The sequence below is a fragment of the Escherichia sp. 93.0816 genome (genome assembly GCF_013368855.2).
Taxonomy (GTDB): domain Bacteria; phylum Pseudomonadota; class Gammaproteobacteria; order Enterobacterales; family Enterobacteriaceae; genus Escherichia; species Escherichia ruysiae.
This window is the reverse complement of the sequence record NZ_JABWNC020000018.1, coordinates 41901-56444: the sequence shown is the minus strand read 5'-3', so window position 1 is coordinate 56444 and position 14544 is coordinate 41901. Positions and strand designations below refer to the sequence as shown.

Sequence of the window (14544 nt, the reverse complement as noted above, 5' to 3'; positions counted from 1 at the left end):
CAGGAGAACATTAATGAAACCGCAGGTTTACCACGTCGATGCTTTTACCTCTCAACCATTTCGCGGCAATTCTGCCGGTGTTGTTTTCCCCGCCGATAATCTTAGCGAAGCGCAAATGCAGCTTATCGCCCGCGAATTAGGTCATTCGGAAACTGCTTTTCTGCTGCACAGCGACGACAGCGATGTGCGCATCCGCTACTTTACGCCAACGGTTGAAGTTCCGATTTGTGGTCACGCGACAGTAGCTGCGCACTATGTACGTGCAAAGGTGTTAGGTTTAGGAAATTGCACGGTCTGGCAAACATCGCTGGCAGGAAAACACCGCGTGACTATCGAAAAGCATAACGATGATTATCGTATTTCGCTGGAACAAGGTACGCCGGGCTTTGAGCCACCGCTGGAAGGTGAAACACGTGCAGCGATTATCAACGCGCTTCATCTCACTGAGGACGATATTCTGCCAGGCTTGCCAATTCAGGTGGCAACAACAGGACACTCAAAAGTGATGATCCCGTTGAAACCAGAAGTGGATATCGATGCCCTTTCGCCTGATCTTGCTGCGCTGACCGCTATCAGCAAACAGATTGGCTGCAATGGTTTCTTCCCTTTCCAGATCCGCCCAGGCAAAAACGAAACCGATGGTCGCATGTTCTCGCCTGCGATTGGTATTGTGGAAGATCCGGTGACTGGCAATGCCAATGGCCCGATGGGTGCATGGTTAGTACATCACAACGTATTGCCCCACGATGGCAACGTGTTGCGTGTTAAAGGCCATCAGGGGCGCGCATTAGGGCGTGACGGCGTGATTGAAGTGACGGTGACAATTCGTGATAACCAACCGGAGAAAGTCACCATTTCTGGCGCGGCGGTGATTTTGTTTCATGCCGAATGGGCAATTGATCTCTGAAACCGTTGCCGGTCCCAATTGCCTGATGCGCTTCGCTTATCTGGCCTGCAAGCGCATCTTAATTTATTGAATTTGTTAGCCAATTTAGACCAGGCAAGGCGTTTGCGCCGCCTCCGGCACAAACTATTTCCCTGCCTCCGGATGCGTATCAAACGCCGCCATCACCAGTGCCAGTTCATCCACGGTAAACCCATGTTTCGCATCATCCACGCCCAGCCCAAATTGTTCCTGCATCACGGCATATAACGACGCCACATCTGGCAGATTCCGCTGATCCACCGCGTGCCCATTTTCATAATGGGTGAAATGGAAATTGGTCAGCGTCAGCTTGCCACCGTCCGGCAAATGGCGGCACATCAACAGATGATGGCGAAAATGCGACTGCGGCCAGTGCGCCGACCAGAAATTGCCCATCACATAATCACTTTGTTGCTGCTCGCAGAGATCAAAACGATACATCGACTGCCAGTGCTGATGATGATTAAACTGCAAAACCCAGCTATCACCCTCCTGCAACAACCGATACTCTCCGTGTGGCGTGGTTTGCGCGATATCCGGCACTAAACGGATTGGCGCGGTCAGCGTCTGACCACCAAAACCGACGTCGGCAATCCATTGTTCACCTTCCAGTTCCACTAACAACAGACGATGCGTGCGCGGCGGCAACGATGGTGGGTTAGATAACACTACGCGACCTAACAAACTGCGAACGTTAAATCCCAGCTCGCGTAACACCCGCTCAAACACACCATTCTGCTCAAAACAGTAACCTCCACGTCGCGCAGTCACCAGTTTCTCTTCCAGCGATTGATCATCAAGCTGGATTTCTCTCGGCAGCAAAACGTCGAGATTTTCAAATGGAATAGTGCAATTGTGTTTCAGGTGTAATGCTCGTAGCGTATCGATATTGACCGCAGCAGCACCCGTCCAGCGAATACGGGCAAAATAGTGATTCAGAATGGGCGTCATCAGGCGTTTCCCTTAGTGGTTTTCTCAACTTATAACCTGGAATGGACGCCACACCGGCTATTTTGTGCGATCGCGGACAAGCATCACGTTCGCAAATCGCCAATCCCGTTAATTTCGTTACTTATTGCGTTACGAGCTACGCTTTTAAAACAACCTTCTTAGCGAGGCGATACCGTGAGCCAATTTATTCCCGTTGAATTGCATCATGCCAGCCGTCTGTTAAACCACGGCCCTACCGTCTTGATCACCAGTTTCGATGAGCAATCCCAGCGACGTAACATTATGGCTGCGGCCTGGTCGATGCCCGTAGAGTTCGAACCACCACGCGTGGCAATTGTGGTTGATAAATCGACATGGTCACGGGAGTTGATTGAACGTAGTGGCATGTTTGGCATTGTGATCCCAGGAGTCGCAGCAACAAACTGGACGTGGGCAGTGGGCAGCATTTCTGGGCGTGATGAAGATAAGTTTAACTGTTATGGCATTCCGGTTGTGAAAGGTCCGGTGCTTGGCTTGCCGGTGGTCGAAGAGAAATGTCTGGCATGGATGGAATGCCGCTTGCTTCCCGCGACTTCTGCGCAAGAAAAATACGACACGCTGTTTGGCGAAGTGGTATCAGCAGCGGCAGACGCTCGTGTTTTTGTCGAAGGCCGCTGGCAGTTTGATGGAGATAAACTCAATACGCTACATCATTTAGGCGCTGGCACCTTTGTTACCAGCGGCAAGCGTGTTACGGCAGGTTAAGCATTACATGCTGTAACCGGGTTTCTTTATCAACGTCTCCATTTGGGGCGCGATCTCGGCGTCCCAGACCGCTTGCCATGATTCCGGTTGTATCTGTTGTAGTGCAATGCTTATCGAACTCTCTTTACTGTTCAGATGGCGAATAATGACGTCGGTAATCTCCGCCGCCAGTGCCGTTTTTTGTTGTTCATCCAGTTCACGGGGAAAACATTTAATGTCTATGTGTGGCATTGTTGTGCTCCTTTTTAAAGACTGCCAGCAAAATTAGCACAAGCCGAAAACGTCATGTGTTATTTGATGCGAAATGATGTGCGATATATACGCCGTCACTTTAATAACGTACATATACTATTAGCTTCCGCGCCAATACGCACCCGTCCTGTAACATACAGAATCTATTCTTTATTTCTTATCATATTAAGAAAATTCACGACATCCAGCTTGCTGATTTATTAATGCCAATTATAGTTATTCTTGCCCTCAATCATAATTTTCACTCGTAATATCCTTTCTTTTATAAAGTCCTTCTGGAGACACTTGCGATGCAGCTTAACCATATTGCTAAAAGTCTGCTAGTCATGGGATTATTCACAACATGTTCACTTCCTCTCATCGCAGCAGAAGCGCCCAAAGAGGCCTCCGCTGCCACCCAACAAGCGAATAACGCACTTTATAGTCAATTGCCGTTTTCCGATAACAGCGATTTTGCTGATGCTCATAAAGGTTTTATTGCTCCTTTACCTCAGGAAGTGATTAAGGGTGAACAAGGGAATGTTATCTGGAACCCACAGCAATATTCTTTTATCAAAGAAGGCGATAAAGCACCTGATACTGTCAATCCAAGTTTATGGCGTCAGGCGCAACTGATAAATATCAGCGGCTTATTTGAAGTGACTGAAGGCGTCTATCAGATTCGCAATCTCGATTTATCAAATATGACCATCATTGAAGGTAAAGAAGGTATTACCGTTGTTGATCCACTGGTTTCAGCAGAAACAGCTAAAGTTGGCATGGATCTTTATTATAAAAATCGCGGTCAAAAACCAGTGGTGGCGGTTATCTACACGCACAGTCATGTCGATCACTACGGCGGCGTTCGCGGTGTAGTTGATGAAGCTGACGTTAAATCAGGAAAAACAAAAATTTATGCGCCAGCCGGATTTTTAGAAGAGGCTGTTTCAGAAAATATTATGGCTGGCAATGTAATGAGCCGACGAGCCAGTTATATGTACGGTAACTTGTTGAAACCTGATGCTAAAGGTCAGGTCGGCGCTGGGCTGGGAACAACGACCTCAGCCGGAACGGTTACATTGATTGCCCCTACCAACTACATCACCAAAACCGGACAAAAAGAGACTATCGACGGGCTGACCTATGATTTTCTGATGGCACCCGGTTCCGAAGCACCTTCCGAAATGCTGTGGTTTATTGAAGAAAAGAAACTGATCGAAACCGCAGAAGATGTCACGCACACCCTCCACAACACCTATTCGCTGCGTGGTGCCAAAATTCGTCAACCTCTTCCGTGGTCTAAATACATCAACGAAGCACTCAATCTGTGGGGCGATAAAGCGGAGATTATTCTCGCCCAGCATCACTGGCCAACCTGGGGTAACGATAACGTTGTCAAACTGCTAAAAAGCCAACGCGATTTGTACCGTTATATCAACGATCAAACGCTACGCATGGCGAATCAGGGGCTGACTCGTGATGAAATTGCCGCAAACTTCAAATTGCCCTCTTCACTTGCTAACACCTGGGCGAATCGCGGTTATTACGGTTCAGTGAGCCATGATGTGAAAGCAACTTATGTGCTTTATCTCGGCTGGTTTGATGGTAATCCTGCGACTCTCGATGAACTGCCACCAGAAGACGCCGCTAAAAAATTCGTGGAATATATGGGCGGTGCTGATGCCATTTTACAAAAAGCCAAACAGGATTATGACCAGGGAAATTTCCGCTGGGTTGCCCAGGTTGTCAGTAAGGTAGTGTTTGCCGATCCAAACAACCAGGCAGCAAGGAATCTGGAAGCCGATGCGCTTGAACAGTTAGGCTACCAGGCCGAATCCGGGCCGTGGCGTAATTTTTATCTCACTGGCGCACAGGAATTACGCAATGGTGTGCAAAAACTGCCTACGCCAAATACAGCCAGTCCTGACACCGTTCGTGCCATGACGCCGGAAATGTTTTTTGATTATCTTGCTGTGCATATAAATGGCGAGAAAGCGGCAGACGCTAAAGCAGTATTGAATTTTGATTTCGGTGAAGATGGCGGCACTTATAAGGTGGAACTGGAAAACGGTGTACTCAATCACACTGCTGATACGCAAGCCTCTGACGCCGATGCGACTATCACCCTCTCCCGCGATGTCTTGAATAAAATCATCCTGAAGGAAGAGACATTAAAAGAAGCCACGGATAAGGGCGAAGTAAAAATCACTGGAAATGCGGAAAAACTCAACGAACTGTTAGGGTATATGGATAACTTTGAATTCTGGTTCAATATTGTAACGCCATAATTTTCGTGTAAGTCGGGCAGGTTCCCTGCCCTTTTTGGGTTATAAACAAAAATGAATTCTGACAAAAGAAAACACCCTCATTATTCATGGAAAAATCGCCAGAATATGGTTATTCGCGGTATGGCGATTAGCCTGCCGTGGTTTGCATTGATTAACATCAGTTTTGCATCGTTGGTTTTGCTTCGAGGGGTTTTGTTTAATGAAGGCACGACTCCATGGTTTAATGAGAAAAATATTGTACACACTATTGATATTTCATCATTAGGTATTCTGCTAATCAGTGGTCTTTTATTAGTTAGCCCACGCAACAAAGTACAGTATATTCAGCAGTTATTGGTTATTCTAAGCCTACTATGGTCATGGTGTTGTTTTTATTTTATTGCACACTGGACGCTGCCTTTTTCATATCCACTGTGTGTATTACTAATGCTTAGCGCCGTTGTTGCGCTATATTTCCACACCCCATCACTCCTCGCATTTATCATTCCCTTATGGTTTACCATCCCGTTAGCCAGTCTTGTGCTCAATCAGCATGTGAATATTCATTTTGCTGTTATCTGGAGCATTTTTTCACTGGCTCTCTATGGCGGACGGTTTATTTTGTTGCGTTGGTTTGAAGAAGCATGGCAACAAAATAAGTACAACAACCAGTTGATTCATCGCCTCGATGCATTAGCTCATCGCGATCCTCTAACTGGAGTGGCAAACCGACGAGCGTTGGATAGTATTTTACGCGATGCCGTAGAACAAAAGACGTCGTTCGTTTTAATTATGCTGGATGTCGATTTTTTTAAACGCTACAACGACACTTATGGGCACCCTGCTGGCGATCGTTGTCTGATACAAGTTGCCGACGCACTGCAACGCGCAATTCGCCAGCCCGAAGATGTAGTTACGCGCTATGGTGGCGAAGAGTTTGCCATTATTCTTTTCGATGCGGGCTTGCAGGAAGCCGAAGCGATAGCAGCCAGAGTTAAGCAAGAACTTAAACTGGCAGCTATCCCGCATCAGGCATCTGCTGTTAGTGCATTTGTTACGGTTAGTCAGGGGATTGCCTGTTCTGCTCCTGCAAAAACGGCTGAACAAATAGTTGCTGATGCCGATGCCGCGTTATATCGAGCGAAAGAAAATGGGCGAAATCGGTGGGCTAAATAACTCTATTCCGCTGACATCAACAAACTTATAGGGAATATCAGCCAAAGTCAGCATCAGTTCACTCATGGTGGAACCCCATAAACCTTAATCATATCTCCCCCGCACAGCGTTAAAGCTTAAGTGTAGGTCAGTAAACAGGGCTGCCCGGACTAAGATTTGTCATTTTTTCAGCAATCCTTTTAATCCCCACTCAACTTGTAAGGGGATATTTTGCATCGTTTATCGATAACAGGTAGGATGCTGCGCCGATAGTTTTATACCCATAAAGAATAATGGTGATAACTGTCATCGCCAGGATGAATAAACATTGTTCATGGCGACTTATAAGACTTTTTCAACGAAGCAATCAGGGAGAGCAATGAGTAAACACGACACCGACACTTCAGATCAACACGCCGCGAAACGTCGCTGGCTTAATGCCCACGAAGAGGGTTATCACAAAGCGATGGGCAATCGTCAGGTGCAGATGATCGCCATTGGCGGCGCGATTGGGACAGGTTTGTTTTTAGGCGCAGGTGCCCGACTGCAAATGGCCGGCCCGGCACTGGCACTGGTCTATTTAATCTGCGGCCTGTTTTCGTTTTTTATTTTGCGTGCGTTGGGTGAGTTGGTATTACATCGCCCTTCCAGTGGTAGTTTTGTCTCTTATGCCCGTGAGTTTTTGGGTGAGAAAGCCGCTTATGTTGCCGGCTGGATGTACTTCATAAACTGGGCGATGACGGGGATTGTCGATATCACCGCCGTCGCACTGTATATGCATTACTGGGGCGCGTTTGGCGGCGTGCCGCAATGGGTATTTGCGCTCGCTGCGCTGACCATCGTTGGCACCATGAATATGATTGGTGTGAAATGGTTCGCAGAGATGGAGTTCTGGTTTGCGCTGATTAAAGTGCTCGCCATTGTGACCTTTTTGGTCGTGGGTACAGTGTTCCTCGGTAGCGGTCAGCCGCTGGATGGCAACACCACTGGCTTTCATTTAATTACCGATAATGGCGGCTTCTTCCCGCACGGTTTGCTGCCTGCGCTGGTGTTAATTCAGGGCGTGGTATTTGCTTTTGCCTCCATCGAAATGGTCGGAACTGCCGCCGGAGAATGTAAAGATCCGCAGACTATGGTGCCAAAAGCAATTAACAGCGTGATTTGGCGTATTGGCCTGTTTTATGTCGGTTCCGTGGTGTTGCTGGTTATGTTATTGCCGTGGAGTGCGTATCAGGCCGGTCAAAGTCCTTTTGTGACCTTCTTCTCTAAACTCGGTGTGCCTTACATTGGCAGCATCATGAATATTGTGGTGCTGACCGCCGCGCTCTCCAGTCTGAACTCTGGCCTGTACTGCACCGGGCGTATTCTGCGTTCGATGGCGATGGGCGGATCTGCGCCGGGTTTTATGGCGAAGATGAGTCGCCAGCATGTGCCGTATGCCGGGATTCTGGCGACGCTGGTTGTGTATGTCGTCGGCGTATTCCTCAATTATCTGGTGCCGTCGCGCGTATTTGAGATTGTCCTGAACTTCGCATCACTGGGAATTATTGCCTCGTGGGCGTTTATCATTGTTTGTCAGATGCGTCTGCGTAAAGCCATCAAAGAAGGTAAAGCAGCGGATGTCAGTTTTAAACTGCCTGGCGCGCCCTTCACTTCCTGGCTGACATTACTGTTTTTACTGAGTGTTCTGGTGCTGATGGCGTTCGATTACCCGAACGGGACTTACACCATCGCGGCGCTGCCGATTATCGGTATTCTGCTAGTTATGGGTTGGTTTGGTGTACGCAAACGCGTAGCCGAAATTCACAGCACTGCGCCGGTAGTCGAAGAAGAAAAACAGGAAATTGTGTTTAAACCAGAGACGGCGGGTTAATTGCAAAATGTGCCCGGCTACGAGCCGGGCACATTCATATTGCTGACGAGGTGCTCTTTGTTCGTGCCGGATGCAGCGCTTGCGCCGCATCCGGCCTACGAAAGACAAACTCCCCCGTGTCTGTTACAGCGCAATACGAATCACATCGTCCGGCTGAGTGGCTTCTTGCTGTTTAGTCGATTTTTGCTTCACGCTGACATACAGCGTTTTGCCATCGGCAGAAAGCGCCAGGCTGTTAGGATGGGTCGGCGTGTCGAACGTTTTCACTACTTTGTAGTTTTTCGCGTCAATCACACTGACTTTACCCGCCTGCCGATGCGTCACGTAGGCTTCATTACGCGCTGGGTTAAACAGCACAGCCAGTGATTCCGGTGCCGCTACCTTCGCCAGAATATTGCCGTTACGAGTATCGACCACTAACACTTCCGCCGCTTTGGAATCAGTGATAAACGCTCGCTGGTTGGCAGTATCGAGACTGATGTTGATAAAGAAATGCTCTTTGCCATCATCCAGCAGCTTTTTACGGCTCAGGATTTTATTGTCGGCGGTATCGATGGTAATCAATTCGCCGTCAGCGTTAGTGGTGTAAAGACGTTTGCCTTTGCTATCCAGCGCCAGACCGGTACTCATTTTACCGGTGTTCTGGATGGCGGTTTTCAGTTTGATATTCTCGCCATCAACCACCCAAATCACACTCTCTTTCCCAATACCGCTGATGTAAACAGTGTTCGTGGCATCATCAGCAACCAGCTCACGCGGCTGTAGCGGACGCACTTCTTCTGTACGTTTGCGATCGTCCAGCACCAGACGCCCTTTCACTTCGCCCGTTTTGGCATCAATTGCCGTGACCGCACTGTTTACTGTGTTACCAAACCACAACGTTTGAGTCGCGTTGTTGATAGTGGCGCCAAACGGCTTGAGATCGTTATGAATTGCCTGAGTGACTTCCAGAGTCACCGGATCGAGACGATAAACCACACCGCCTTTGTCCAGTTTGCGGCTTTGCGATGTGGCGAGCCACAGCGCGTTTTCCTGCTGGCTATAAGCCATTTCGTAGGCACCTTTACCTACCGCTTTACGCAGCATTTCTTCCGCTGCCTGCGTACTGAATGATGAAGCAACGAGCAATGAACCTAACAGTAGCGAACCACGCAGGCGCGATGAAAACAGATGACGTAAATGCATGACGACTCCCTTTGATGAACCGATTTATAGCTGCTTCACAATGCTTCGTTGAGCATAATCTTCGTTACGCCCTTGTTATAAATGGGAATGGTAATCATTATTTTCTCAAATGTGGAGCATTTCTTGTCACCACGACTACAATTTTCCCAATTGATTAACGTATTGTGCCGTTTTGTTTTCTATAAATTTACAAATTCATTACCATGACGGTGTTTTCCCATTCTTAACCTGGCTTTTTTCATGAAGATTTTTTCCGTCCGACAGACCGTTTTGCCCGCACTGATTATCCTTTCTCCTTCCACTTTTGCCGCTAATGAACAAACCATGATTGTTAGCGCCGCGCCGCAGGTAGTTTCTGAACTGGACACACCCGCTGCGGTAAGCGTGGTCGATGGCGAGGAGATGCGTCTGGCAACGCCGCGCATCAATTTGTCTGAATCACTGACCAGTGTGCCTGGTTTGCAGGTACAAAACCGGCAGAACTATGCGCAGGATCTACAACTGTCTATTCGCGGATTTGGTTCCCGTTCCACTTACGGTATTCGCGGTATTCGCCTGTATGTTGATGGCATTCCCGCCACTATGCCTGACGGACAAGGGCAAACGTCTAATATCGATTTAAGTAGTGTGCAAAACGTGGAAGTGCTACGAGGCCCCTTCTCTGCCCTGTATGGCAATGCGTCTGGCGGCGTAATGAACGTCACCACACAAACCGGCGAACAGCCACCAACTATTGAAGCCAGCAGTTACTATGGCAGTTATGGTAGCTGGCGCTATGGACTGAAAGCGACGGGCGCAATGGGCGACGGCACCCAACCTGGTGATGTTGATTACACCGTTTCGACCACGCGTTTTACAACTCACGGCTATCGTGACCATAGCGGCGCACAGAAAAATTTAGCCAATGCCAGACTGGGCGTACGCATTGATGACGCCAGTAAGTTAAACCTGATTTTCAACAGTGTGGACATCAAAGCCGATGACCCTGGTGGGTTGACCGAAACAGAATGGAAAGCGAATCCGCAACAAGCGCCTCGTGCTGAACAGTACGACACGCGTAAAACCATCAAACAAACTCAGGCTGGATTACGCTACGAGCGCAGCCTTAGCGCGCAGGATGAGATGAGCGTGATGATGTACGCAGGCGAACGGGAAACGACCCAGTATCAGTCGATCCCGATGACCCCGCAGCTTAACCCGTCACACGCAGGCGGTGTAATTACCCTGCAACGTCATTACCAGGGTATAGACAGTCGCTGGACACATCGTGGCGAACTGGGTGTTCCGGTCACTTTCACTACTGGCCTGAACTATGAAAACATGAGTGAAAACCGAAAGGGTTACAATAACTTCCGCCTTAATAACGGCGTGCCGGAGTACGGACAAAAAGGTGATTTGCGTCGCGACGAACGCAATCTGATGTGGAACGTCGATCCCTATTTACAAACCCAGTGGCAACTAACCGACAAACTGTCGCTGGATGCTGGCGTGCGCTACAGCTCCGTGTGGTTTGATTCTAACGATCATTACGTTACCCCCGGTAACGGTGATGACAGCGGTGATGCCAGTTATCACAAATGGCTTCCTGCGGGATCGTTGAAATACGCCATGACCGATGCCTGGAACGTCTATCTGGCAGCCGGACGCGGTTTTGAAACACCAACCATTAATGAGCTTTCTTACCGTGCCGACGGGCAAAGTGGCATGAACTTTGGTTTAAAACCGTCCACCAACGACACAATCGAAATCGGCAGTAAAACACGTATCGGCGATGGACTGCTTACCGCTGCGTTATTCCAGACCGATACCGATGATGAAATCGTTGTTGATAGCAGTAGCGGCGGGCGTACCACTTATAAAAATGCCGGGAAGACGCGTCGTCAGGGGGCCGAGCTGGCGTGGGATCAGCGTTTTGCCGGAGATTTCCGTGTGAAAGCGTCGTGGACGTGGCTTGACGCAACTTATCGCAGCAATGTTTGTAACGCTCAGGACTGTAATGGTAACCGAATGCCCGGGATCGCCCGCAATATGGGCTTTGCATCGTTAGGTTATGTACCAGAAGAAGGCTGGTATGCAGGCACAGAAGCACGTTATATGGGCGATATCATGGCGGATGACGAAAATACAGCAAAAGCGCCCTCTTATACTCTCGTCGGTTTGTTCACCGGTTACAAATATAATTATCGTAATATGACAATAGATTTATTTGGTCGTGTCGATAATTTATTCGATAAAGAATATGTCGGCTCGGTGATTGTTAATGAATCCAATGGTCGATATTACGAGCCTGCGCCTGGGCGGAATTATGGTGTAGGCGTAAATCTCGCATGGCGATTTGAATAATATTCATTAGTGGCGGCAAGAATGCCGCCACCTGAAATGTTAATCATCATCCGCAACACGGATCACGACTTTGCCGAAGTTTTTACCATTCAGCAGGCCGATGAATGTCTGCGGGGCGTTCTCTAAACCATCGGTAATTTGTTCACGATAGTGAATTTTCCCCTCCTTCACCCATTGCCCCATCTCTTGCTGGAACTCATGGATGCGATGACCGTAATCCTGACTAATAATAAACCCTTGCAGGCGAATACGTTTTTTCAGCACCGTAGCCATAAGTAGCGGTAACCGATCCGGCCCGGAAGGCAGTTCGGTGGCGTTATAACCGCTCACTAAACCGCAAACGGGAATACGCGCGGATGTATTGAGTAAAGGCAGCACCGCATCAAACACCTTACCACCAACGTTTTCATAATAGATGTCCACGCCTTTCGGACACGCTTTCGCCAGTTGTTCGGCAAAATCATCTGCGTGATGATCAAGGCAAACATCAAAACCCAGAACGTCTGTGGCATGACGACATTTTTCCGCGCCACCGGCAACACCCACCACGCGGCAGCCTTTTAGTTTGCCGATTTGCCCCACTGTCGCGCCAACCGGCCCCGTTGCGCAGCAACTACCAGCGTTTCTCCCTTTTTGGGTTGACCGATATCCAGCAGCCCCATATAAGCCGTAAAGCCAGGCATTCCCAGCACACCCAGTGACCACGAAGGATTTTCCGGATGATCGCCAAGTTTCACCAGATCATCGCCACTGGATATGTCGTAATCCTGCCAACCGCTGTAACCCAGCACCCAGTCGTCAGGCTGGTAATCCGGATGATTAGATTCCACCACCCGACTCACCGTGCCACCGACCATCACGCCACCAATATCAACTGGTGGTGAATAAGATGGCTCATCGCTCATGCGCCCGCGCATATACGGATCCAACGACAGGTAGACCGTGCGTAATAACACCTGTCCTTCACCCGGTGTGGCGACATCATCTTCTTCAAGACGGAAATTCTCCGGAACCGGCGCGCCGTGTGGACGCGACGCCAGAACCCAACGGCGATTACGCTGCTTTTGTTGCTCCATAATGCTCTCCTGTGCTTTTGGCATGAATCCATCAATAGTAGCAGGCTCACTGGATTGGTTTTGTTTGCAGCCGTCACATCCCCTCTGCGACACGCAATAATTTCATTGAGGAATCCGTTGCTTCGGGCTGTTTTCGATAGTATTGATAACGTCATCATCATTATTTTATCGAGGCTTAAGATGTCCATCCGTTCTGCCCGCAAAGCCGATTGTGCTGCAATTGCGGAAATTTATAACCATGCTGTACTGCATACGGCAGCTATCTGGAACGACCAGACTGTGGATACAGATAACCGCATTGCCTGGTTTGAAGCACGGACTTTATCGGGTTATCCGGTGCTGGTGAGCGAAGAAGATGGCGTAGTTACAGGATATGCCTCGTTTGGTGACTGGCGTAGTTTCGACGGTTTTCGCCATACCGTGGAACATTCGGTTTATGTCCATCCGGATCATCAGGGTAAAGGTCTTGGGCGAAAATTGTTACGCGCGTTGATTGATGAAGCGCGGAACTGCGGTAAGCATGTGATGGTTGCCGGCATAGAATCACAAAATCAGGCGTCGTTGCATCTGCACCAGTCGCTGGGATTTGTCGTCACAGCGCAAATGCCACAGGTTGGTACTAAATTTGGTCGCTGGTTGGATCTCACCTTTATGCAATTACAACTCGACGATCGTAGCGAACCGGATTCACTCGAATGAATCAGTCGCTTACCCTTGCCTTTTTGATCGCTGCCGGGATTGGTCTTGTGGTGCAAAACACATTGATGGTACGCATCACCCAGACATCCTCTACCATTCTCATCGCCATGCTGCTGAATTCACTGGTGGGGATTGTGCTGTTCGTGTCTATTTTGTGGTTTAGGCAAGGAACAGCAGGCTTTGGCGAACTGGTTTCCAGCGTGCGCTGGTGGACTCTAATCCCTGGTTTGTTGGGATCGTTTTTTGTTTTCGCCAGTATCAGCGGATATCAGAATGTTGGCGCGGCAACGACCATTGCTGTACTGGTCGCCAGTCAACTTATTGGTGGTCTGGTGCTGGATATTTTCCGCAGTCATGGCGTGCCACTTCGGGCGCTGATTGGCCCAATTTGCGGGGCAGTTTTATTGGTAGTTGGCGCCTGGCTGGTGGCCAGACGCACGTTCTAATCAGAGGATGGTGCCGCCTTTGGTTAATTGTTCGTGGCGCGCCTCCATATCTTCTTTATGCTTGCGACCGTGATGAGCGATTGCGGTACGCAAACGCTGCTGCTGTGTGTAGCGATCTTCCCGGCTTAACTCTGCGTCATCGCTCAGGGCGATTAACAACTCGTTCATATGGGCAATGACGCTCTCCTCAATCGCGGCATCCACGCGCGCGATGACTTCATCCAGATGCGACATACTTTCTCCTTAGCCACTTGTGAAATTTATCGATTCACCCAAATGATATAAGTCTGCGTTGTGCCGTCAAGCCAGCGAGTGAGATTTAAAATAGAGAAAACAGTAGCGCCACCGGAAAACTCATCGGCCATGTAATCCCCACCAGAAAGGCGCTCAAAAAGCGAATGCTCTTCTTATCGTGGGAAAGAAACCAGGTAATGAGAAAGGCGATTGCTGCCATGACAGCATAAAAAACAAGCAAACATTGAAAAAGAGACATGTACGGGCATCCAGCCAGATGAATAAAACGCGCGCAAATATGCGTCATTTCTTGATGTATATCAAGTTTTCAGTCCATTTGAGATAAATTCAATAACCTACGGCATGTTCTTGTCCATCTTCAGAATAAGTATGATTGCGGATTTTCTTAACCCGT

Annotated in this window: 13 protein-coding genes and 2 pseudogenes; 8 read left to right on the top strand and 7 right to left on the bottom strand. The window is 48.8% G+C overall.

The annotated features are described in order from the left end of the window. Positions 1-13: 13 nt before the first annotated feature. Positions 14-907, top strand: a complete 894-nt coding sequence (locus tag HEM79_RS16975; RefSeq protein ID WP_176241062.1) for a PhzF family isomerase — start codon at positions 14-16, stop codon at positions 905-907. A gap of 123 nt (positions 908-1030) precedes the next feature. On the opposite strand, the gene nhoA is transcribed toward HEM79_RS16975, so the two are convergent. Further along, on the bottom strand, positions 1031-1876 hold the full coding sequence (gene nhoA, locus HEM79_RS16970) for an N-hydroxyarylamine O-acetyltransferase (RefSeq protein ID WP_176241061.1): 846 nt from the start codon (positions 1874-1876) through the stop codon (positions 1031-1033). Between the two features lie 174 nt (positions 1877-2050). Between nhoA and HEM79_RS16965 the strand changes: the two genes are divergently transcribed. Continuing rightward, positions 2051-2620, top strand: coding sequence for a flavin reductase family protein (locus HEM79_RS16965; RefSeq protein ID WP_176241060.1), 570 nt, complete (start codon positions 2051-2053; stop codon positions 2618-2620). Positions 2621-2623: 3 nt separating this feature from the next. On the opposite strand, the gene pptA is transcribed toward HEM79_RS16965, so the two are convergent. Next, positions 2624-2851, bottom strand: coding sequence for a tautomerase PptA (gene pptA, locus HEM79_RS16960; RefSeq protein ID WP_001120153.1), 228 nt, complete (start codon positions 2849-2851; stop codon positions 2624-2626). A gap of 311 nt (positions 2852-3162) precedes the next feature. Between pptA and HEM79_RS16955 the strand changes: the two genes are divergently transcribed. Both HEM79_RS16955 and HEM79_RS16950 read left to right on the top strand, forming a co-directional pair. Beyond that, on the top strand, positions 3163-5139 hold the full coding sequence (locus HEM79_RS16955; protein ID WP_176241059.1) for an alkyl/aryl-sulfatase: 1977 nt from the start codon (positions 3163-3165) through the stop codon (positions 5137-5139). A gap of 105 nt (positions 5140-5244) precedes the next feature. Then, complete coding sequence (locus tag HEM79_RS16950; protein WP_176241293.1) at positions 5245-6294, top strand: GGDEF domain-containing protein; 1050 nt, start codon at positions 5245-5247, stop codon at positions 6292-6294. On the opposite strand, the pseudogene HEM79_RS22710 reads toward HEM79_RS16950, so the two are convergent. Next, positions 6295-6360 (bottom strand): annotated as a pseudogene (locus HEM79_RS22710) (glutathione S-transferase); the annotation flags it as partial. It lies immediately after the preceding gene. 292 nt (positions 6361-6652) lie between these two features. Between HEM79_RS22710 and ansP the strand changes: the two are divergent. Continuing rightward, the gene (gene ansP, locus HEM79_RS16945; protein WP_176241058.1) at positions 6653-8146 is read left to right on the top strand and encodes an L-asparagine permease; all 1494 of its coding nucleotides are present in this window, start codon (positions 6653-6655) and stop codon (positions 8144-8146) included. A gap of 123 nt (positions 8147-8269) precedes the next feature. Here ansP and yncE read toward each other — a convergent pair whose 3' ends face one another. Continuing rightward, positions 8270-9331 carry a 7-bladed beta-propeller protein YncE gene (gene yncE, locus HEM79_RS16940; RefSeq protein ID WP_000550658.1) on the bottom strand — a complete coding sequence of 354 codons (1062 nt, stop codon included), beginning with the start codon at positions 9329-9331 and terminating at the stop codon, positions 8270-8272. 240 nt (positions 9332-9571) lie between these two features. Between yncE and pqqU the strand changes: the two genes are divergently transcribed. Continuing rightward, complete coding sequence (gene pqqU / locus HEM79_RS16935) at positions 9572-11674, top strand: TonB-dependent receptor PqqU (RefSeq protein ID WP_194313722.1); 2103 nt, start codon at positions 9572-9574, stop codon at positions 11672-11674. Positions 11675-11713: 39 nt separating this feature from the next. Here the strand turns inward: pqqU and curA are convergent. Continuing rightward, positions 11714-12750: pseudogene (gene curA / locus HEM79_RS16930) on the bottom strand (NADPH-dependent curcumin/dihydrocurcumin reductase). Between the two features lie 180 nt (positions 12751-12930). On the opposite strand from curA, the gene HEM79_RS16925 reads away from it, so the two are divergent. Together HEM79_RS16925 and HEM79_RS16920 are read left to right on the top strand one after the other, a co-directional pair. Then, entirely contained in the window at positions 12931-13449 is a 519-nt protein-coding gene (locus tag HEM79_RS16925) for a GNAT family N-acetyltransferase (RefSeq protein WP_021550810.1), read from the top strand. Then, a complete protein-coding gene (locus HEM79_RS16920) occupies positions 13446-13895 on the top strand; it encodes a DMT family transporter (protein WP_176241057.1) in 450 nt (149 codons plus the stop codon). The genes HEM79_RS16925 and HEM79_RS16920 overlap by 4 nt, the downstream gene beginning before the upstream one ends. Here HEM79_RS16920 and ydcY read toward each other — a convergent pair whose 3' ends face one another. Together ydcY and HEM79_RS16910 are read right to left on the bottom strand one after the other, a co-directional pair. Continuing rightward, on the bottom strand, positions 13896-14129 hold the full coding sequence (ydcY, locus tag HEM79_RS16915; protein WP_000018633.1) for a DUF2526 family protein YdcY: 234 nt from the start codon (positions 14127-14129) through the stop codon (positions 13896-13898). Between the two features lie 85 nt (positions 14130-14214). Continuing rightward, the gene (locus tag HEM79_RS16910) at positions 14215-14388 is read right to left on the bottom strand and encodes a GhoT/OrtT family toxin (protein ID WP_000051844.1); all 174 of its coding nucleotides are present in this window, start codon (positions 14386-14388) and stop codon (positions 14215-14217) included. Positions 14389-14544 lie beyond the last annotated feature (156 nt).